Annotated in this window: 30 protein-coding genes; all 30 read left to right on the plus strand. The window is 67.2% G+C overall.

Going from position 1 to position 19,615, the window contains the following annotated elements; genetic code table 11:
• Positions 1–6 precede the first annotated feature (6 nt).
• The 30 genes from rfbD to map all read left to right on the plus strand — a co-directional run bounded on the left by rfbD (position 7) and on the right by map (position 19,527).
• Positions 7–915, plus strand: a complete 909-nt coding sequence (rfbD, locus tag OG974_RS24910) for a dTDP-4-dehydrorhamnose reductase (protein ID WP_328765223.1) — start codon at positions 7–9, stop codon at positions 913–915.
• Positions 912–2,243 carry a hypothetical protein gene (locus OG974_RS24915; protein WP_328763392.1) on the plus strand — a complete coding sequence of 444 codons (1,332 nt, stop codon included), beginning with the start codon at positions 912–914 and terminating at the stop codon, positions 2,241–2,243. Before rfbD ends, OG974_RS24915 begins: the two co-directional genes overlap by 4 nt.
• Positions 2,244–2,311: 68 nt before the next feature.
• Entirely contained in the window at positions 2,312–2,998 is a 687-nt protein-coding gene (locus OG974_RS24920) for a glycosyltransferase family 2 protein (protein WP_327284921.1), read from the plus strand.
• On the plus strand, positions 2,998–3,432 hold the full coding sequence (locus OG974_RS24925; protein ID WP_327284922.1) for a DUF2304 domain-containing protein: 435 nt from the start codon (positions 2,998–3,000) through the stop codon (positions 3,430–3,432). The genes OG974_RS24920 and OG974_RS24925 overlap by 1 nt, the downstream gene beginning before the upstream one ends.
• Before the next feature lie 9 nt (positions 3,433–3,441).
• On the plus strand, positions 3,442–4,344 hold the full coding sequence (locus tag OG974_RS24930) for a glycosyltransferase (protein WP_327284923.1): 903 nt from the start codon (positions 3,442–3,444) through the stop codon (positions 4,342–4,344).
• 24 nt (positions 4,345–4,368) lie between these two features.
• Positions 4,369–6,267, plus strand: coding sequence for a hypothetical protein (locus OG974_RS24935; protein WP_327284924.1), 1,899 nt, complete (start codon positions 4,369–4,371; stop codon positions 6,265–6,267).
• A 481-nt stretch (positions 6,268–6,748) separates the two neighbouring features.
• Positions 6,749–7,057 carry a 30S ribosomal protein S10 gene (gene rpsJ / locus OG974_RS24940; protein WP_003948644.1) on the plus strand — a complete coding sequence of 103 codons (309 nt, stop codon included), beginning with the start codon at positions 6,749–6,751 and terminating at the stop codon, positions 7,055–7,057.
• 14 nt (positions 7,058–7,071) lie between these two features.
• Complete coding sequence (gene rplC / locus OG974_RS24945; RefSeq protein ID WP_007265899.1) at positions 7,072–7,716, plus strand: 50S ribosomal protein L3; 645 nt, start codon at positions 7,072–7,074, stop codon at positions 7,714–7,716.
• Between the two features lie 4 nt (positions 7,717–7,720).
• The gene (gene rplD / locus OG974_RS24950; protein WP_030008466.1) at positions 7,721–8,371 is read left to right on the plus strand and encodes a 50S ribosomal protein L4; all 651 of its coding nucleotides are present in this window, start codon (positions 7,721–7,723) and stop codon (positions 8,369–8,371) included.
• Positions 8,371–8,694 carry a 50S ribosomal protein L23 gene (gene rplW / locus OG974_RS24955; protein WP_030154694.1) on the plus strand — a complete coding sequence of 108 codons (324 nt, stop codon included), beginning with the start codon at positions 8,371–8,373 and terminating at the stop codon, positions 8,692–8,694. The genes rplD and rplW overlap by 1 nt, the downstream gene beginning before the upstream one ends.
• Positions 8,695–8,733: 39 nt before the next feature.
• On the plus strand, positions 8,734–9,570 hold the full coding sequence (gene rplB, locus OG974_RS24960; protein WP_030298213.1) for a 50S ribosomal protein L2: 837 nt from the start codon (positions 8,734–8,736) through the stop codon (positions 9,568–9,570).
• A 12-nt stretch (positions 9,571–9,582) separates the two neighbouring features.
• The gene (rpsS, locus tag OG974_RS24965; RefSeq protein WP_030154697.1) at positions 9,583–9,864 is read left to right on the plus strand and encodes a 30S ribosomal protein S19; all 282 of its coding nucleotides are present in this window, start codon (positions 9,583–9,585) and stop codon (positions 9,862–9,864) included.
• Between the two features lie 43 nt (positions 9,865–9,907).
• A complete protein-coding gene (gene rplV / locus OG974_RS24970) occupies positions 9,908–10,255 on the plus strand; it encodes a 50S ribosomal protein L22 (protein WP_007265904.1) in 348 nt (115 codons plus the stop codon).
• Complete coding sequence (gene rpsC / locus OG974_RS24975; protein WP_266626437.1) at positions 10,255–11,097, plus strand: 30S ribosomal protein S3; 843 nt, start codon at positions 10,255–10,257, stop codon at positions 11,095–11,097. Before rplV ends, rpsC begins: the two co-directional genes overlap by 1 nt.
• Positions 11,098–11,102: 5 nt before the next feature.
• Complete coding sequence (gene rplP / locus OG974_RS24980) at positions 11,103–11,522, plus strand: 50S ribosomal protein L16 (protein WP_112447745.1); 420 nt, start codon at positions 11,103–11,105, stop codon at positions 11,520–11,522.
• On the plus strand, positions 11,522–11,746 hold the full coding sequence (rpmC, locus tag OG974_RS24985) for a 50S ribosomal protein L29 (protein WP_008739703.1): 225 nt from the start codon (positions 11,522–11,524) through the stop codon (positions 11,744–11,746). The genes rplP and rpmC overlap by 1 nt, the downstream gene beginning before the upstream one ends.
• Positions 11,746–12,027, plus strand: coding sequence for a 30S ribosomal protein S17 (gene rpsQ, locus OG974_RS24990; protein ID WP_030026328.1), 282 nt, complete (start codon positions 11,746–11,748; stop codon positions 12,025–12,027). The genes rpmC and rpsQ overlap by 1 nt, the downstream gene beginning before the upstream one ends.
• Positions 12,028–12,132: 105 nt before the next feature.
• Positions 12,133–12,501: a 50S ribosomal protein L14 gene (rplN, locus tag OG974_RS24995; RefSeq protein WP_008739701.1), complete on the plus strand. Its 369-nt coding sequence runs from the start codon at positions 12,133–12,135 to the stop codon at positions 12,499–12,501.
• Positions 12,502–12,503: 2 nt separating this feature from the next.
• Positions 12,504–12,827, plus strand: a complete 324-nt coding sequence (rplX, locus tag OG974_RS25000; RefSeq protein ID WP_266626434.1) for a 50S ribosomal protein L24 — start codon at positions 12,504–12,506, stop codon at positions 12,825–12,827.
• Complete coding sequence (gene rplE / locus OG974_RS25005) at positions 12,827–13,378, plus strand: 50S ribosomal protein L5 (RefSeq protein WP_030154702.1); 552 nt, start codon at positions 12,827–12,829, stop codon at positions 13,376–13,378. Before rplX ends, rplE begins: the two co-directional genes overlap by 1 nt.
• A gap of 5 nt (positions 13,379–13,383) precedes the next feature.
• The gene (locus tag OG974_RS25010; protein ID WP_003956452.1) at positions 13,384–13,569 is read left to right on the plus strand and encodes a type Z 30S ribosomal protein S14; all 186 of its coding nucleotides are present in this window, start codon (positions 13,384–13,386) and stop codon (positions 13,567–13,569) included.
• Positions 13,570–13,792: 223 nt separating this feature from the next.
• Positions 13,793–14,191, plus strand: a complete 399-nt coding sequence (gene rpsH, locus OG974_RS25015) for a 30S ribosomal protein S8 (RefSeq protein ID WP_007265911.1) — start codon at positions 13,793–13,795, stop codon at positions 14,189–14,191.
• Between the two features lie 20 nt (positions 14,192–14,211).
• Positions 14,212–14,751 (plus strand): 50S ribosomal protein L6, encoded by a 540-nt coding sequence (gene rplF, locus OG974_RS25020; protein ID WP_030154703.1) that lies wholly within the window; start codon positions 14,212–14,214, stop codon positions 14,749–14,751.
• A gap of 2 nt (positions 14,752–14,753) precedes the next feature.
• On the plus strand, positions 14,754–15,137 hold the full coding sequence (gene rplR / locus OG974_RS25025; protein ID WP_030008471.1) for a 50S ribosomal protein L18: 384 nt from the start codon (positions 14,754–14,756) through the stop codon (positions 15,135–15,137).
• Between the two features lie 45 nt (positions 15,138–15,182).
• Positions 15,183–15,785, plus strand: coding sequence for a 30S ribosomal protein S5 (gene rpsE, locus OG974_RS25030; protein ID WP_008739695.1), 603 nt, complete (start codon positions 15,183–15,185; stop codon positions 15,783–15,785).
• Entirely contained in the window at positions 15,785–15,967 is a 183-nt protein-coding gene (gene rpmD, locus OG974_RS25035) for a 50S ribosomal protein L30 (protein WP_005313525.1), read from the plus strand. Before rpsE ends, rpmD begins: the two co-directional genes overlap by 1 nt.
• A gap of 2 nt (positions 15,968–15,969) precedes the next feature.
• Positions 15,970–16,425, plus strand: a complete 456-nt coding sequence (gene rplO / locus OG974_RS25040; RefSeq protein ID WP_030154704.1) for a 50S ribosomal protein L15 — start codon at positions 15,970–15,972, stop codon at positions 16,423–16,425.
• Between the two features lie 188 nt (positions 16,426–16,613).
• A complete protein-coding gene (secY, locus tag OG974_RS25045; protein WP_327284925.1) occupies positions 16,614–17,927 on the plus strand; it encodes a preprotein translocase subunit SecY in 1,314 nt (437 codons plus the stop codon).
• A complete protein-coding gene (locus OG974_RS25050) occupies positions 17,927–18,574 on the plus strand; it encodes an adenylate kinase (RefSeq protein ID WP_327284926.1) in 648 nt (215 codons plus the stop codon). The genes secY and OG974_RS25050 overlap by 1 nt, the downstream gene beginning before the upstream one ends.
• Positions 18,575–18,675: 101 nt before the next feature.
• Positions 18,676–19,527: a type I methionyl aminopeptidase gene (gene map, locus OG974_RS25055; RefSeq protein ID WP_327284927.1), complete on the plus strand. Its 852-nt coding sequence runs from the start codon at positions 18,676–18,678 to the stop codon at positions 19,525–19,527.
• Positions 19,528–19,615: the final 88 nt, after the last annotated feature.

Raw genomic sequence — 19,615 nt, forward strand, 5'->3', positions numbered from 1 at the left:
AACCCGCTGGCCGGGCGCTGGCTCGTCACCGGCGCCGCCGGGATGCTCGGCCAGGACGTCCTGAAGGTCCTGAAGGCCGCCAAGATCGAGGCCGTGGGCCTGCGCCGCGCAGACCTCGACATCACCGACCCGGCCGCGGTCCGCGCGGCGGTCGAGGGCGTCACCGTGGTCGTGAACTGCGCCGCCTGGACCGACGTGGACGGCGCCGAGACCGCCGAGGACGCCGCGACCGCGGTCAACGGCACCGGCGTGCGCGTCCTCGCCGAGGCCTGCGCCGCTGCCCACGTGCGCCTGCTGCACGTCTCCACCGACTACGTGCTCCCCGGCGACGCCACGGAGCCGTACCGCGAGGACGCCGAGACCGGCCCGCTCAACGCGTACGGGCGCTCCAAGCTGCTCGGCGAGCAGGCCGTCGCCGAACTGCTGCCGCAGGACGGCTACATCGTCCGGACCGCCTGGCTGTACGGCGAGCACGGTCCGAACTTCGTCGCCACCATGCTCAAGCTGGCCGCCCAGCGCGACACCCTCGACGTCGTCGACGACCAGCACGGCCAGCCCACCTGGTCCTACGCGCTGGCCCGCCGGCTGGTCGACCTCGGCCTGGCCGCGCTGAAGGGCTGGGCCATGGGCGGGATCTACCACGGCACCGCGAGCGGCCGGACCACCTGGATGGGGCTGGCCCGCGAAACGTACCGGCTGAGCGGGCTCGACCCCGAGCGGATCCGGCCGACCACCTCCGCCGCGTTCGTCCGTCCCGCCGCCCGCCCCGCGTTCAGCGTGCTCGGGCACGACGCCTGGGAGGACCAGGCGGGCCTGCCCCCGCTCGCCGACTGGCGCGAGCAGCTCGCCGAGGCCCTGGCCACCCCCGCCTTCACCGCGCTGGCCGCCGCGGCCAGGAACGGCAGTACGGGATGAAGTCCCTGCTGAGCAGGCTCACCGCGGCGCTGCCGCCGGGCACCGTCGCGGTGGCCGGCGGCACCGTCGTGCTGGGTGCGGCCTCGTACGTCCACCTGGGCGTGGCCGGCCACAGCCTGTCCACGGACGCCATGGCCAACGTCTCGGTCCTGTGGACGATCGTCATGGCGCTCGGCCTCGGCATCTTCTTCCCCATCGAGCAGGAGCTCACCCGCATCGTCGCCGCCCGCGTGGTGCTCGGCCAGGGCGCGGCCCCCGTACTGCGCCGGGCCACCCTGCTGACCGCGGGCATCCTCGGCGCGACCCTGCTCGTCCTGGCCGCCGGTGCGGGCCCCATCGCCGACCTGCTCTTCCGCGGCGACCGCGGCCTGGTGGCGGCCCTCGGCGGCGCCTTCACCGGCATGGCCGTCTGCTACCTGACCCGCGGGGTCCTGGCCGGCCTCGGCCGGTTCGGCGCGTACGGCACCCAACTCGCCGTCGACGGCGGGCTGCGCATCGCCCTCGCTTTCGGCTGCGCGCTGGCCGGGCTGCACTCCGCGCTCGCCTTCAGCCTGGTCCTCGCCGTCGCGCCGATCGCCGCGACGCTGGTCACCCTGCCCACGCTGCTGCGCGCCGTGGAGCCCGGCGAGGAGATCGCCTGGCGGGAACTGACCGCCGGGCTCGGCCTGCTGATCTGCTCGACGCTGCTGTCCCAGGTCGTCGTCAACGCCGCGGTGATGAGCACCAAGCTGCTCGCCCCCACCGACAGCGTGCTGATCGCGGCGCTGCTGAACGCGCTCGTCCTGGCCCGGGTGCCGCTGTTCGTCTTCGGCTCGCTCCAGGCCTCGCTGCTGGGCGGGCTCACCGCCGCCTACACGGCCGGCGACCGGGCGGCGTTCTCGGCGATGCTGCGCCGCATCGGCGTGGTCGTCGGGCTGCTGGGGCTGCTCGGCGGCGTACCCGCGACCGCGCTCGGCCCCTGGCTGATCAAGGTGCTGTTCGACGCCGGCCCCGTACTGGGCTGCCTCGACTTCTTCCTTTTGTCCGCGGGCACCGTCGCATACATGTTCGCGATGGTGCTGGGCCAGGCGCTGATGGTATTCAAGCGGCACAACCTGCAACTGCTCTGCTGGGCCATCGGCACCGCCGTCCTGATCGGCGTCACCTTCGCTCCGGGCGAAGTGGCCCTGCGCGTCATCCTGGCTTACGCTCTCGGATCCCTCGCCACCGTGCTCGGTATGCTGGCCGTGCTGAGGCTGAGGTTCCCCGGAGCAGTTCCGGGCGCAACCGAAGGACCCGGGCACAAGGTCGCCGCAAGCCCACTGGGCGCCGGAGCGGTCGGGGAGTGACCATGCCGGCTTCCGACGTCCCACCGATCACCGAGCACGCGCACGTGCCACATTCCGCTGGAGCTACCGTGTCCCAATACGACGATGTCTGGCTGGTCATACCGGCCTATAACGAGGGCCAGGTGATCGCCGATGTGGTCGAGGGAGCGCGTGCGACCTTCCCGAACATAGTCGTCGTCGACGACGGCAGCTCCGACAACTCGTCCGAGCACATCGCGACGACCGGTGCCCACCTGGTGCGCCACCCGGTCAACCTCGGCCAGGGCGCCGCCCTCCAGACCGGCCTCAAGTACGCCCTCGCGCAGCCCGGTGCCCGCTACTTCGCGACGTTCGACGCGGACGGCCAGCACCAGACGCACGACGTCGAGAAGATGGTTCAGGTGCTGCGCGACGACGAGGCCGACGTGGTCCTCGGCTCGCGCTTCATCGAGCAGAACGGCCAAGTGCCGTGGATCAAGCGCGTCGTGCTGCGCACGGCCGCGACGGTCAGCCCGACCGCCCGCAAGCTCAAGCTCACCGACTCGCACAACGGCCTGCGCGTGCTCAGCCGCAAGGCGGCCGAGCAGCTGGACATCACCATGAACGGCATGGCGCACGCGTCCGAGATCGTCGGTTTCCTGGCCGGGTCCGGCCTGCGCGTCACCGAGGTCCCCGTGGACATCCTCTACACCGAGTACTCGCGCGCCAAGGGCCAGTCCCTGATCAACGGCGTCAACATCATCTTTGACATCACGATGCGGGAGCGAAACCGCTGATGAAGTACTTCTGGATCCAGCTGCTGCTCATCGCGGGCTCGGTGTCGATGGCACTGATGTTCATACGTACGTGGGGCCAGGCGAAGAACCGTGCCTGGAAGCGCATCGCGTTCTCGGTGTTCGTCGTCGTCAACGTGTACGCCGTGCTCCGCCCCACGGACGTCACGTGGGTGGCGCACCAGCTCGGCGTCGGCCGCGGCACCGACCTGGTGCTGTACGTCATGGTGCTGGCCATGGGCTTCCTGACCCTCAACACCTTCCTGCGCTTCCGCTCGTTGGAGAAGAAGATCACCGACCTGGCCCGGACGGTGGCCCTGAGTGAGGGTGCGCGGCACAACGACGCGCGCCTCGGCACGACCATCGGTGCGCCCGCGACCGAGCCGGCGCCCGCCGCGGAGCCGAAGCCCGCAGACGCCGACTCCGTGAAGGCCTGAAGTCCCGTGGTGACCTTCGACTTCATGCTCCCCTACTACGGGGACGTGCAGCTGATGCAGGACGCCGTCCGCAGCGTCCTGGCGCAGACGGACCGGGACTTCCGCCTCGTCGTCGTCGACGACGGCAAGGAGCCGGACGTCCCGGGCTGGTTCGAGGCCCTCGGCGACGAGCGGGTGCACTACACCCGCAACGAGCAGAACCTCGGCATCACCAAGAACTTCCAGAAGTGCGTACGGCTCTCCGAAGCCGACTACGTCGTCATCATGGGCTGCGACGACCTACTGCACCCGCACTACCTGGAGACCGTCCGCGGCCTCATCGCCGACAACCCGGGCATCGGCATGGTCCAGCCCGGCGTCGAGGTCATCGACGGCACCGGCCAGGTCGCGTACGGGCTGGCCGACCAGACCAAGCGGCGGCTGTACGCACCGCAGGTCAAGGACCGGCGTCTGATGGGCGGCGAGGAGCTGGCCACCAGCGTGCTGCGCGGGAACTGGCTGTACTTCCCGTCGATCTGCTGGCGCGGCGAGGCCCTGCGCGGGGTCAACTTCCGCGACGAGTACTCGGTGATCCAGGACCTGGCCCTGGTCGTCGACCTCCTCGAACTCGGCGAGCAGATGCTGATCGACGAGTCCACCACGGTGTTCCGGTACCGCCGCCACGCGGTCAGCGAATCGTCGGTGCAGGCCTTCTCCGGCACCCGCTTCACCGAGGCCGAACGGTACTTCTCCGCCGTGGCCGCCCGCATGGACGCCCGCGGCTGGACCAAGGCCGCGCGCGCGGCCCGTTTCCACAGCGCCTCCCGGCTGCACGCCATCACCATGCTCCCCGGCGCCCTGCGCCGCGGCCACCGCGAGGGCGTCCGCACGCTGGCCAAGCACGCCTTCACCGCCGGTCAGCGCGCCGACTGACACCCGCGACGGAATTGGACTGAGATGACACACCTGGCCCCCGAGGTCGTCGGAGCATCCGGCACGGCGCACCGCCGGACCGGTACCGGGATCCCGGATGCCGGACCGGTCTCGTCCACCTCGGCGACCCGCCGCCCGTGGAGGTCCCGGCGTCGGGTGCTGGCCGTCGCCGAGGGCGTCGTCAGCCTCACGGCGGCCCTCGGTTACGTGCTGCTCAGCCGGCACATCAGCGTGAACCCGATCGTCCGCCTCGGCCAGGTCAGCGGCCTCGCCAAGCTCCAGCAGTACGCCGCGCTCATCGGCCTGCCGCTGCTCGGGCTGCTCCTGTACACCGCGCACCGGGGCGCGGCCCGGCGCCACCAGCTGGTCAAGCGCCTCGTCTGCGCCGCCCTCGCGGGCCTGGCCACCGGCGTGATCGCCGGCGGTGTCGTCGTCGCCCTGCGCGGCACGCCCCACCCGCTCGGCGGCCAGGAGGCCGACCCGGGCGTCCTGATCGACATGGCCAACTCGTTCCTGCACCACGAGGGGATGTCGGGCATCTACCCGCCCGCCTTCCCGGCCCTCATCGCCCTCTGGGCGAAGATCCGCTACAACGGCCGCGGCGAGACCGGCTTCGCCCTGCACGACCTCCAGATCTTCTTCACCGCCGTGGCCGGACCGATGGCCTACCTGGCCTGGCGGATACTGCTGCGGCCCTTCTGGGCACTGCTGATCGCGGTCCCCGCCGCGGTGGTCTTCCTCGACCCGATCCGCCCCTACAGCCACATCGTCATGATCGTGCTGCTGCCACTGCTCGGCTACTGGCTGCGCGAGATGCGCCGGGCGGGCCGGCGCACCACCAAGCACCTGCTGCAGCGCGGCGCGGGCCTCGGTCTGGTCTTCGGCGCGCTGTTCCTCTGGTACTCCGGCTGGTACATCTGGGCCGCGCCCGGAGCCGTCATGGCCGCGCTGTTCTTCTTCCCGTGGCGCCAGGGCGCCGCGACGGCCAAGCGGGCCGGCCTGTACGTCGCGGTCACGCTGGCGTCGACCGTCGTCGTCGGCGCCCCGCTGCTGTACCAGATGGTCAGGCTGGGCGCGGAGAACCCCGACCGCTACGCCTTCCTCGCCGTCTACGCGGACCCCACGTACGTCCTCGGCTGGGTCTCCGACCGCTCCGGGACCCTGACCTACCAGACCTGGCCGGCGGCCGGCGAGCTGGCTGGCCAGAGCGGATTCGCCCTGTTGCTGCTCCTCGGGGTGGGCTTCGGCCTCGGCCTCGGCCTGCGCAACGTCATGGTCCGCACCGCGGCCGCGGTCCTCGCAGGCGCCTGGTTGGCCCGCTTCTGGTTCGCCGGGCGCATGGCCCACGACAAGGCCATCCAGCTCTACCCGCGCACCACGTGGATCATCATGTACTGCCTGATGATCCTGGCCGTGCTCGGCGTGATGGCCGCGGTCAACCGGGGCTCCGGGTGGATCGAGCGCACGCTGCGCCCGGCCGGCGCGGCATCCGGTGCCGTGGTCGCCCGGGTCGTCCCCCGGCGGGTGGTGCGCCAGCTCGCCGCCGGCATGGTGTGCGTGGTCGCCCTGTTCGCGACCATGGGAGCGTCCTGGTCCGTCAACCGGTACATGCCCTCGTCCGACGTCGACTCGATGGGCATCGACGCGTACCGCGCACACGTGATCAAGCAGCGGGACGGCAGCTGCCCGCGCTTCTCGCCCGTCAAGGACTGCAAGGACATCGAGAAGGACGACTGGAAGCCCGGCGAGATCCAGGACTACATCTGGTGCGCCGGCATCGTGGCCGACGACTGGCCCAGCGTGTGCGGGATGAAGGCGCCCAAGCGCGTGCGCTCGCGGGCGGACATCGAGCGGGACGCCCAGGCCGAGAAGGACGCCCGGAAGGCGGCGGCGGAGGCCGACAAGGCCGCGGGCAAGAAGTAGCTGCCACCTGCTGGTGGGACCCCTTCCCGGGGGTCCCGCTCCCGTTTGCGTGGCGCGGTTTGACCAGACACCACGGAGGGGTATTCTCTTCGGCCCGATTGGCGCAGTACGTGTCTTGTATGGCAGACTACTCAAGTTGCTCGGCTGAGTGCCGATGCTGCGCGCCTCCCGCCGGGAGGACCGGAAGCGAGTCCCACAGTACTCGTCGCCTTTATCTGCCTCTCGGGGCAGCAATGGGGCGGACGTACGGGAATCTTCTGGGAAGCGTCAGCACGGTGTTCGCCAGGCGCTCGGTGGGTGTTTCTCCCCCGAACCGCGGCCTTGGGCCGCACCCCCTTGGACGAGGGAGTTTCCGTATGGGAATTTTCTGTAGAGGGAGTGCGACACGCCCGACCGCGTGGGTCGGAGAGAAGCGGTGGAGAGATCCACAGCTGGCCGAGAGCCAGAGCGTTTCCACAACAGACAGGACTACGGAGTAGCCATGGCGGGACAGAAGATCCGCATCCGGCTCAAGGCCTACGACCACGAGGTCATCGACTCCTCGGCGAAGAAGATCGTCGAGACGGTGACCCGCACTGGTGCGTCGGTCGCAGGCCCGGTGCCGCTGCCCACTGAGAAGAACGTGTACTGCGTCATCAAGTCGCCGCACAAGTACAAGGACTCGCGCGAGCACTTCGAGATGCGCACGCACAAGCGCCTGATCGACATCCTCGACCCGACGCCCAAGACCGTTGACTCGCTGATGCGCCTGGACCTTCCGGCCGGCGTTGACATCGAGATCAAGCTCTGAGAGGCGTCGAGAAGATGGCAAAGCAGATCAAGGGCGTCCTGGGCGAGAAGCTCGGCATGACCCAGGTCTGGGACGAGAACAACCGTGTCGTCCCGGTGACCGTCGTCAAGGCCGGGCCCTGCGTCGTTACCCAGGTCCGTACGAACGACATCGACGGCTACGAGTCGGTCCAGATCGCCTTCGGCGAGATCGACCCGCGCAAGGTGAACAAGCCCCTCAAGGGCCACTTCGCCAAGGCCGACGTGACCCCCCGCCGCCACCTGGTGGAGCTCCGCACCTCCGACGCCAGCGAGTACACGCTCGGCCAGGAGATCACTGCTGAGGTGTTCGAGTCCGGCGTCAAGGTTGACGTCACGGGCAACAGCAAGGGCAAGGGCTTCGCCGGTGTCATGAAGCGGCACAACTTCCGGGGCCTCGGCGCCGGTCACGGTGTGCAGCGCAAGCACCGCTCCCCCGGTTCGATCGGTGGCTGCGCCACCCCTGGGCGTGTCTTCAAGGGCATGCGCATGGCCGGTCGCATGGGCAACGAGCGCGTCACCACCCAGAACCTGACCATCCACGCGGTTGACGCGGAGAAGGGTCTGCTCCTCATCAAGGGCGCAGTCCCCGGTCCGAACGGCGGCCTCGTCCTGGTCCGTACCGCGGCCAAGGGGGCTTGAGGTAATGAGCACCATTGACATCCTTTCGCCGGCAGGCGACAAGGCCGGTACCGTCGAGCTCCCCGCGGAGATCTTCGACGCGAAGACCAGCGTTCCGCTGATCCACCAGGTCGTTGTCGCTCAGCTGGCTGCTGCCCGTCAGGGCACGCACAAGACCAAGCGTCGCGGCGAAGTCCGTGGTGGTGGCCGCAAGCCGTACCGCCAGAAGGGCACCGGCCGCGCCCGTCAGGGTTCGACCCGCGCTCCGCAGTTCGTCGGCGGTGGCGTCGTCCACGGCCCGCAGCCGCGTGACTACTCCCAGCGGACCCCGAAGAAGATGAAGGCCGCCGCCCTCCGCGGTGCCCTCTCGGACCGTGCGCGTCACTCCCGCATCCACGTCGTCACCGGCGTGGTCGAGGGTGCCGCCTCCACGAAGGCCGCCAAGACGCTGTTCGGCAAGATCTCGGAGCGCAAGAACCTGCTCCTGGTCGTCGAGCGCGCCGACGAGGCCGCGTGGCTGTCCGCCCGCAACCTGCCCCAGGTTCACATCCTGGAGCCGGGCCAGCTGAACACGTACGACGTGATCGTCTCTGACGACGTGGTCTTCACTCAGGCCGCTTTCGAGTCCTTCGTGTCTGGCCCCAAGGCCGATGAGACCGAAGGGAGCGACGCCTGATGTCTGAGGCGACCGTTACCAGCAAGACCTTCACTGACCCGCGCGACCTGCTGATCAAGCCGGTTGTCTCGGAGAAGAGCTACGCGCTGCTGGACGAGAACAAGTACACGTTCATCGTCGCGCCCGGCTCCAACAAGACCCAGATCAAGCAGGCCGTCGAGGCGGTCTTCGGGGTCAAGGTCACCGGGGTCAACACGATCAACCGTCAGGGTAAGCGCAAGCGCACCAAGACCGGTTTCGGCAAGCGCGCTGACACCAAGCGCGCCATCGTGACCCTCGCTGAGGGCGACCGAATCGACATCTTCGGCGGCCAGGCCTCCTAACGGAGGTCTAGTCGTCCGGAATCGGACGAGGACTGAGAAATGGGTATCCGCAAGTACAAGCCGACGACCCCGGGCCGTCGTGGCTCCAGCGTCGCCGACTTTGTCGAGATCACGCGGTCCACGCCGGAGAAGTCGCTGGTTCGCCCGCTGCACAGCAAGGGCGGCCGTAACAACACCGGTCGGATCACCGTTCGCCACCAGGGTGGTGGACACAAGCGCGCCTACCGCGTGATCGACTTCCGTCGTCACGACAAGGACGGCGTGCCGGCCAAGGTCGCGCACATCGAGTACGACCCCAACCGCACGGCGCGCATCGCGCTCCTGCACTACGCGGACGGCGAGAAGCGCTACATCATCGCTCCCCGCGGTCTGTCCCAGGGCGACCGGATTGAGAACGGCCCCACGGCCGACATCAAGCCCGGCAACAACCTGGCCCTCCGCAACATCCCGGTCGGTACCACGATCCACGCGATCGAGCTCCGTCCCGGTGGTGGCGCCAAGTTCGCCCGTTCCGCGGGTGCCTCCGTGCAGCTGCTGGCGAAGGAGGGCACGATGGCCCACCTTCGTATGCCGTCCGGTGAGATCCGCCTGGTCGACGCGCGCTGCCGCGCGACGGTCGGCGAGGTCGGCAACGCCGAGCAGTCGAACATCAACTGGGGCAAGGCCGGCCGCATGCGCTGGAAGGGCGTTCGCCCCTCCGTCCGCGGTGTCGCGATGAACCCGGTTGACCACCCGCACGGTGGTGGTGAGGGCAAGACCAGCGGTGGTCGCCACCCGGTCTCCCCGTGGGGTCAGAAGGAGGGTCGTACTCGCTCGCCGAAGAAGGCTTCGAGCAAGTACATCGTCCGCCGCCGCAAGACGAACAAGAAGCGCTAGGAGCGGGTTTAGATGCCGCGCAGTCTCAAGAAGGGACCCTTCGTCGACGGACACCTCGTTAAGAAGGTGGACGCTCAGAACGAAGCTGGTACCAAGAACGTCATCAAGACCTGGTCCCGTCGCTCGATGATCATCCCGGCCATGCTGGGTCACACCATCGCGGTGCACAACGGCAAGACCCACGTCCCGGTGTTCGTCACCGAGTCGATGGTCGGCCACAAGCTCGGCGAGTTCTCGCCGACTCGCACCTTCCGCGGCCACGTCAAGGACGACCGGAAGTCGAAGCGCCGCTAATCGCGGGGTGGTTACGACTATGACTAACACCGAAGGGACAACCATGGAAGCCAGGGCCCAGGCGCGGTACATCCGCGTCACGCCCATGAAGGCCCGCCGAGTGGTGGACCTCATCCGTGGCATGGATGCCACGGAGGCTCAGGCGGTCCTGCGTTTCGCCCCGCAGGCCGCGAGCGTGCCGGTAGGCAAGGTGCTTGACAGCGCCATTGCCAACGCCGCACACAACTACAACCACCCGGACGCCTCCACGCTGGTCATCAGCGAGGCGTACGTGGACGAGGGCCCGACCCTGAAGCGGTTCCGTCCGCGTGCGCAGGGCCGTGCCTACCGGATCCGCAAGCGGACCAGCCACATCACCGTGGTCGTCAGCAGCAAGGAAGGTTCCCGGTAATGGGCCAGAAGGTAAACCCGCACGGGTTCCGGCTCGGCATCACCACCGACTTCAAGTCGCGTTGGTACGCCGACAAGCTGTACAAGGACTACGTCAAGGAAGACGTCGCCATCCGTCGGATGATGACGTCCGGCATGGAGCGCGCCGGCATCTCGAAGGTTGAGATCGAGCGCACCCGTGACCGCGTGCGTGTGGACATCCACACCGCTCGTCCGGGCATCGTCATCGGCCGCCGTGGCGCCGAGGCCGACCGCATCCGCGGCGACCTCGAAAAGCTCACGGGCAAGCAGGTCCAGCTGAACATCCTCGAGGTCAAGAACCCCGAGCTCGACGCTCAGCTGGTTGCTCAGGCCGTTGCCGAGCAGCTCTCCTCCCGCGTCTCCTTCCGTCGTGCCATGCGCAAGAGCATGCAGGGCACCATGAAGGCCGGCGCCAAGGGCATCAAGATCCAGTGTGGCGGCCGTCTCGGCGGCGCCGAGATGTCCCGCTCCGAGTTCTACCGCGAGGGTCGTGTGCCGCTGCACACGCTGCGCGCGAACGTGGACTACGGCTTCTTCGAGGCCAAGACCACCTTCGGCCGTATCGGTGTGAAGGTCTGGATCTACAAGGGCGACGTCAAGAACATCGCCGAGGTTCGCGCCGAGAACGCTGCGGCCCGTGCGGGTAACCGCCCGGCCCGTGGTGCCGCAGGCGCTGGCGACCGTCCCGCCGGCCGTGGTGGCCGTGGTGGCGAGCGCGGCGGCCGTGGTGGCCGCAAGCCGCAGCAGGCTGCTGGTGCCGAGGCCCCCAAGGCCGACGCTCCCGCCGCCGCTCCGGCCGAGAGCACCGGAACGGAGGCCTGACCGACATGCTGATCCCTCGTAGGGTCAAGCACCGCAAGCAGCACCACCCGAAGCGCAGCGGTATGGCCAAGGGCGGTACTGAGGTCTCGTTCGGCGAGTACGGCATCCAGGCGCTGACCCCGGCGTACGTGACGAACCGCCAGATCGAGGCGGCTCGTATTGCGATGACCCGCCACATCAAGCGTGGCGGCAAGGTCTGGATCAACATCTACCCGGACCGTCCGCTCACGAAGAAGCCGGCCGAAACCCGCATGGGTTCCGGTAAGGGTTCTCCCGAGTGGTGGATCGCCAACGTGCACCCGGGCCGGGTCATGTTCGAGCTGTCCTACCCGAACGAGAAGATTGCTCGTGAGGCGCTCACCCGCGCTGCTCACAAGCTTCCGATGAAGTGCCGGATTGTTCGGCGCGAGGCAGGTGAGTCGTGATGGCGACGGGAACCAAGGCGTCCGAGCTGCGTGAGCTCGGCAACGAGGAGCTCGTTGGCAAGCTGCGCGAGGCCAAGGAGGAGCTGTTCAAGCTCCGCTTCCAGGCGGCCACGGGTCAGCTGGAGAACAACGGCCGGCTCAAGTCCGTCCGTAAGGACATCGCTCGCATCTACACCCTGATGCACGAGCGTGAGCTCGGTATCGAGACGGTGGAGAGCGCCTGATGAGCGAGAAGAACGTGACTGAGACGAACGAGCGCGGCTTCCGCAAGACCCGTGAGGGTCTCGTCGTCAGCGACAAGATGGACAAGACCGTCGTCGTCGCCGTCGAGGACCGCGTCAAGCACGCGCTGTACGGCAAGGTCATCCGCCGTACGAACAAGCTCAAGGCTCACGACGAGCAGAACGCTGCCGGCGTCGGCGACCGCGTCCTCATCATGGAGACGCGTCCGCTGTCGGCGAGCAAGCGCTGGCGCATCGTCGAGATCCTCGAGAAGGCCAAGTAATCACCTGAGGGGTTTCCCTCAGGTCAGTTCCGCCAGGCTCGGTGGGGGCCTCGCTCCTCGGAGTGAAGCCCCCGCCGGGAACCGGCAGACAAACAGGAGATACACGTGATCCAGCAGGAGTCGCGACTGCGTATCGCCGACAACACTGGTGCCAAGGAAATCCTTTGCATCCGTGTTCTCGGTGGTTCCGGTCGCCGCTACGCGGGCATCGGTGACGTCATCGTCGCCACCGTCAAGGACGCGATCCCCGGTGGCAACGTGAAGAAGGGTGACGTCGTCAAGGCGGTCATCGTTCGCACCGTCAAGGAGCGTCGCCGCCAGGACGGCTCGTACATCCGCTTTGACGAGAACGCCGCCGTCATTCTGAAGAACGACGGCGACCCTCGCGGCACCCGTATCTTCGGCCCGGTGGGCCGTGAGCTGCGCGAGAAGAAGTTCATGAAGATCATCTCGCTCGCGCCGGAGGTGCTGTAAGCATGAAGATCAAGAAGGGCGACCTGGTCCAGGTCATCACCGGTAAGGACAAGGGCAAGCAGGGCAAGGTCATTCAGGCCATCCCTACTGAGAACCGTGTCCTCGTCGAGGGTGTCAACCGGGTCAAGAAGCACACCAAGGCCGGCCAGACCGCTGGTGGCTCGCAGACCGGTGGCATCGTGATCACCGAGGCGCCGATCCACGTCAGCAACGTTCAGCTGGTTGTGGAGAAGGACGGCCAGAAGGTCGTTACCCGCGTCGGTTTCCGCTTCGACGACGAGGGCAACAAGATCCGCGTTGCCAAGCGGACGGGTGAGGACATCTGATGGCTACCACTCCGCGTCTCAAGACGAAGTACCGCGAGGACATCGCGGGCAAGCTGCGTGAAGAGTTCTCGTACGAGAACGTCATGCAGATCCCCGGCCTCGTGAAGATCGTGGTCAACATGGGTGTGGGCGACGCCGCCCGCGACTCCAAGCTGATCGACGGCGCCATCCGCGACCTGACGACGATCACCGGTCAGAAGCCGGCCGTCACGAAGGCCCGCAAGTCCATCGCGCAGTTCAAGCTGCGTGAGGGTCAGCCGATCGGCTGCCACGTCACCCTCCGTGGTGACCGCATGTGGGAGTTCCTGGACCGTACGCTGTCGCTCGCGCTGCCGCGTATCCGTGACTTCCGTGGTCTGTCGCCGAAGCAGTTCGACGGCCGTGGCAACTACACCTTCGGTCTCACGGAGCAGGTCATGTTCCACGAGATCGACCAGGACAAGATCGACCGTACCCGGGGTATGGACATCACCGTGGTCACCACGGCGACCAACGACGCTGAGGGCCGCGCGCTCCTTCGTCACCTCGGCTTCCCCTTCAAGGAGGCGTAAGCGAGATGGCGAAGAAGGCTCTCATCGCGAAGGCTGCCCGCAAGCCCAAGTTCGGTGTGCGTGCGTACACCCGCTGCCAGCGCTGCGGTCGTCCCCACTCCGTGTACCGCAAGTTCGGCCTGTGCCGCGTATGCCTTCGTGAGATGGCTCACCGTGGCGAGCTGCCGGGCGTGACCAAGAGCTCCTGGTAAATCACCCTCGTCCGCAAGGACTTGGGGAGTACCAGGCACTCTCGGTAAGCATCTGGACGGTGGGTGCCCGGCCGTGCATGCCTTAGGCTTGTGTGGTTGGGCGTCCGTCGCCCATAACGACTTACTACGCCGTAGGTCCCCGCACCGCACCCGTCCCGCCACTGAGTGGGGAGAGGGATGGCGCATACAGGAAACCCCGGCGAGAGAGGCCGAAGGCCACTTCATGACCATGACTGACCCGATCGCAGACATGCTGACCCGTCTGCGTAACGCTAACTCGGCGTACCACGACACTGTCGTGATGCCGCACAGCAAGATCAAGTCGCACATCGCGGAGATCCTCAAGCAGGAGGGTTTCATCACCGGCTGGAAGGTCGAGGACGCCGAGGTCGGCAAGAACCTCGTCCTCGAGCTGAAGTTCGGGCCGAACCGTGAGCGCTCCATCGCGGGCATCAAGCGGATCTCGAAGCCCGGTCTGCGCGTGTACGCAAAGTCCACCAACCTGCCGAAGGTCCTCGGCGGCCTGGGCGTGGCGATCATCTCCACGTCCCACGGTCTCCTGACCGGCCAGCAGGCAGGCAAGAAGGGCGTAGGTGGGGAAGTCCTCGCCTACGTCTGGTAGTCGGGAACGGAGGAAAAGCAATGTCGCGAATCGGCAAGCTCCCCATCCAGGTTCCCGCCGGTGTGGACGTCACCATCGATGGCCGCACGGTCGCAGTGAAGGGCCCCAAGGGTCTCCTTTCGCACACCGTCGCCGCGCCGATCGAGATCGTCAAGGGTGAGGACGGCGTTCTGAACGTCACCCGCCCCAACGACGAGCGTCAGAACAAGGCCCTGCACGGCCTGTCCCGCACGCTGGTGGCGAACATGATCACCGGTGTGACCACGGGATACGTCAAGGCTCTCGAGATCAGCGGTGTCGGTTACCGCGTCGCCGCGAAGGGCTCCGCTCTGGAGTTCCAGCTTGGTTACAGCCACCCGATCCTGATCGAGGCGCCCGAGGGCATCTCCTTCAAGGTCGAGTCGCCCACCAAGTTCTCGGTCGAGGGCATCGACAAGCAGAAGGTCGGCGAGGTCGCCGCCAACATCCGCAAGCTGCGGAAGCCCGACCCGTACAAGGCCAAGGGTGTCAAGTACGCCGGCGAGGTCATCCGCCGCAAGGTCGGAAAGGCTGGTAAGTAGCCATGGCATACGGTGTGAAGATCGCCAAGGGCGACGCGTACAAGCGCGCTGCCAAGGCTCGCCGCCACATCCGCATCCGCAAGAACGTCTCGGGTACGGCGGAGCGTCCGCGCCTCGTCGTGACGCGTTCGAACCGCAACATCGTTGCTCAGGTCATCGACGACCTCCAGGGTCACACCCTGGCGTCCGCGTCGACCCTGGACGCTTCGATCCGCGGTGGCGAAGGCGACAAGAGCTCGCAGGCCCAGGCTGTCGGCGCGCTCGTCGCCGAGCGTGCCAAGGCCGCGGGTGTCGAGACCGTCGTGTTCGACCGCGGTGGCAACCGATACGCCGGGCGCATTGCCGCTCTGGCTGACGCCGCCCGCGAAGCCGGGCTGAAGTTCTAAGCCCCGGTTCCGGGACTCACGGACGTAACAGAGAGAGGTAATCCAATGGCTGGACCCCAGCGCCGCGGAAGCGGTGCCGGTGGCGGCGAGCGGCGGGACCGGAAGGGTCGCGACGGTGGCCCTGCCGCCGAGAAGACCGCTTACGTTGAGCGCGTTGTCGCGATCAACCGCGTCGCCAAGGTTGTCAAGGGTGGTCGCCGCTTCAGCTTCACCGCGCTGGTCGTGGTGGGCGACGGTGACGGCACTGTAGGTGTCGGTTACGGCAAGGCCAAGGAAGTTCCCGCGGCCATCGCCAAGGGTGTCGAGGAAGCCAAGAAGAGCTTCTTCAAGGTTCCGCGCATCCAGGGCACCATCCCTCACCCGATCACGGGCGAGCGTGCCGCGGGTGTCGTGCTCCTGAAGCCGGCTGCCCCGGGTACCGGTGTTATCGCCGGTGGTCCGGTGCGCGCCGTTCTGGAGTGCGCCGGCGTTCACGACATTCTGTCGAAGTCGCTCGGCTCTTCGAACGCGATCAACATCGTGCACGCGACCGTGGCGGCCCTCAAGGGCCTGCAGCGTCCCGAGGAGATCGCGGCTCGCCGTGGTCTGCCCCTTGAGGACGTCGCCCCCGCGGCTCTGCTCCGTGCACGTGCTGGGGCGGGTGCGTAATGGCTCGCCTCAAGATCACGCAGACGAAGTCGTACATCGGCAGCAAGCAGAACCACCGCGACACGCTGCGTTCGCTCGGGCTCAAGCGCCTGAACGACGTCGTCGTCAAGGAGGACCGCCCCGAGTTCCGCGGAATGGTTCACACCGTCCGCCACCTCGTGACGGTTGAGGAGGTTGACTAATCATGGCTGAGAACAGCCCGCTGAAGGCCCACAACCTCCGTCCCGCCCCCGGCGCCAAGACCGCGAAGACCCGTGTCGGTCGTGGTGAGGCGTCGAAGGGTAAGACGGCAGGTCGTGGTACGAAGGGCCAGAAGGCCCGTTACCAGATCCCGCAGCGCTTCGAGGGTGGGCAGATGCCCCTCCACATGCGCCTGCCGAAGCTCAAGGGCTTCAAGAACCCGTTCCGCACCGAGTTCCAGGTTGTCAACCTGGACAAGCTCGGCGCTCTCTACCCCGAGGGTGGAGAGGTCACGGTGGCCGACCTGGTCGCCAAGGGCGCGGTTCGCAAGAACAGCCTCGTCAAGGTCCTGGGCCAGGGCGAGATCTCCGTGGCGCTGACGGTGTCGGTTGACGCCGTTTCCGCCTCCGCCAAGGAGAAGATTGCCGCTGCCGGCGGCACCGTCACCGAGCTCGTCTAGCACGTACCAGGTGACAAATAGCGAGTAAAACCCGACCGGGGATGCCTCACATATGGGGCATCCCCGGTTGGTCGTTCCACGGGGGGCGCAGTCGCCGGTAAGGTGGCCTGCACCTTTGCTTGTACGTATTCGTCGATCCCTCAGACCGTCACCTCTGACGCAGTAGCGCGGGGGTCGCAGGAGGCACCGTGCTCACCGCGTTCGCCCGGGCGTTCAAGACGCCCGACCTGCGCAAGAAGCTGCTCTTCACGCTCGGCATCATCATGCTGTTCCGGCTCGGGTCCCACATCCCGGTACCCGGCGTGAGCTACAAGAACGTTCAGATCTGTGTCGACCAGGCCGGGAGCAGCAACAGCCTCTTCGGTCTCGTCAACATGTTCAGCGGCGGTGCGCTGCTGCAGATCACGATCTTCGCGCTCGGCATCATGCCGTACATCACGGCGAGCATCATCCTGCAGCTGCTGACCGTGGTCATCCCGAAGCTGGAGAACCTCAAGAAAGAGGGTCAGTCCGGCACCGCGAAGATCACTCAGTACACGCGCTATCTGACGGTCGCACTCGCGATCCTGCAGGGCACCGGCCTCGTCGCCACTGCCCGCACTGGTGCCCTGTTCCAGGGCTGCCAGGTCGCCAGCCAGATCGTCCCGAACCGGTCGATCTTCACCACGATCGTCATGGTCATCACGATGACCGCGGGTACCTGCGTCGTCATGTGGCTCGGTGAGCTCGTGACCGACCGCGGCATCGGCAACGGCATGTCGATCCTGATGTTCATCTCGATCGCCGCCGGCTTCATCGGCGCGCTGTGGCAGATCAAGCTCCAGGGCAAGATCGCCGACGGCTGGGTCGAGTTCGGCGTGGTCATCCTCGTCGGCCTGGCGATGGTCGCCCTGGTGGTCTTCGTCGAGCAGGCGCAGCGACGGATTCCGGTCCAGTACGCGAAGCGCATGATCGGCCGCCGTGCGTACGGGGGCACCTCGACGTACATCCCGCTCAAGGTGAACCAGGCCGGTGTCATCCCGGTCATCTTCGCCTCGTCGCTGCTGTACATCCCTGCACTGATCGTGCAGTTCAGTGGCTCGACCGCGAGCTGGGCCACCTGGATCCAGAAGCACTTCGTCAAGGGCGACCACCCGTACTACATCGCCGCCTACTTCCTCCTGATCGTCTTCTTCGCGTTCTTCTACGTGGCGATTTCTTTCAACCCCGAGGAAGTTGCAGACAACATGAAGAAGTATGGTGGGTTCATCCCGGGTATCCGTGCCGGTCGACCCACCGCCGAGTACCTGAGCTACGTGCTCAACCGGATCACCTGGCCGGGGTCGCTGTACCTGGGTCTCATCGCTCTTGTGCCGACGATGGCGTTGGCCGGCTTCGGAGCGAACCAGAACTTCCCGTTCGGCGGGACGAGCATCCTCATCATCGTGGGTGTGGGTCTGGAAACCGTGAAGCAGATCGAGAGCCAGCTCCAGCAGCGCAATTACGAAGGGTTCCTCCGCTGATGCGAATCGTCCTCGTCGGACCGCCCGGTGCGGGCAAGGGAACGCAGGCCGCGTTCCTTGCGAAGAACCTGTCGATCCCGCACATCTCCACGGGCGACCTCTTCCGCGCCAACATCAGCAAGAACACCGAGCTGGGCCAGCGCGCGAAGGCGTTCATGGACGCCGGTGACCTCGTCCCCGACGAGATCACCATCGGCATGGCCAAGGACCGGATGGAGCAGCCGGACGCCGTCAACGGCTTCCTGCTGGACGGCTTCCCGCGCAACGTCTCGCAGGCCGAGGCGCTGGACGAGATGCTGCAGACCGCGAGCATGAAGCTCGACGCCGTCCTTGACCTGGAGGTCGAGGAGGACGAGGTGGTCAAGCGCATCGCCGGCCGCCGGATCTGCCGCAACGAGTCCGCGCACGTTTTCCACGTCGTGTACGCCGCTCCGAAGACCGAGGGCGTCTGCGACACCTGCGGTGGCGAGCTGTACCAGCGCGACGACGACTCCGAGGCGACCGTTCGCAACCGGCTTGAGGTCTACCACACGCAGACCGAGCCGATCATCGACTACTACAAGGCCCAGGGCCTGCTGGTGACCATCCCGGCCCTCGGTGAGGTCGCGGACGTCACGCAGCGCGCGATGGACGCCCTCAAGAAGTAGTACCCCTGCTAGAGCAGTACGGCCGCGGTGTCCCCAGGACCCCGCGGCCGTACTGTTGAGACGACCTGATTACGTAGATCCGAAGGTGGAAGGCACTTCCCATGGTCCAGATCAAGACCCCCGAGCAGATCGCGAAGATGCGCGAGGCAGGGCTGGTCGTCGCCGCGATCCACGCGGCGACCCGTGAGGCGGCCGTGCCGGGCGCCACGACGCGGGATCTGGACATGGTGGCCCGCAAGGTCATCGCGGATGCCGGGGCCAAGTCGAACTTCCTGGGTTACGGCGGTTTCCCCGCGACGATCTGCACCTCGGTCAACGAGGTCGTCGTCCACGGCATCCCGGACGACAAGACGGTCCTCAAGGACGGCGACATCATCTCGATCGACGCCGGCGCGATCGTCGACGGCTGGCACGGCGACGCCGCGTACACGGCCTTCGTGGGCACCGGTCACGCTCCGGAGCTCGTGGAGCTCTCCCGGGTGACCGAGGAGTCGATGTGGGCCGGCATCGCCGCCATGAAGCTCGGCAACCGCCTCGTGGACATCTCCAAGGCGATCGAGGGCTACATCAAGCGCCAGCCGCGGCCCGCCACCGGGGAGCACAGCCTCGGCAAGTTCGGGATCATCGAGGATTACGGCGGCCACGGGATCGGTTCCGAGATGCACATGGACCCGCACCTGCTGAACTACGTCTCGCGCAAGCGGGGCAAGGGCATCAAGCTGGTTCCGGGCGTCTGCCTGGCCATCGAGCCGATGGTCTCGCTGGGCACCCCCCAGACGGAGGTCCTGGCGGACGACTGGACGGTCATCACGACGGACGGCACCTGGTCCTCGCACTGGGAGCACTCGATCGCGCTGACGGAGGCCGGCCCCATCGTCCTGACCAGCCCGGACTGCGGCAAGGCGAAGCTGGCGGAGTACGGCGTCACCACGGCGCCCGACCCGCTCGGTTAATGATCTAGTCTGTGGGGCAAACTTTCCGGATTCGTCTTTCTGGGTGCCCTGACGTAGACTGACTCGTCGGCTCCTTTGCACCCGCATG

The sequence above is a fragment of the Streptomyces sp. NBC_00597 genome, from assembly GCF_041431095.1.
Lineage (GTDB): Bacteria > Actinomycetota > Actinomycetes > Streptomycetales > Streptomycetaceae > Streptomyces.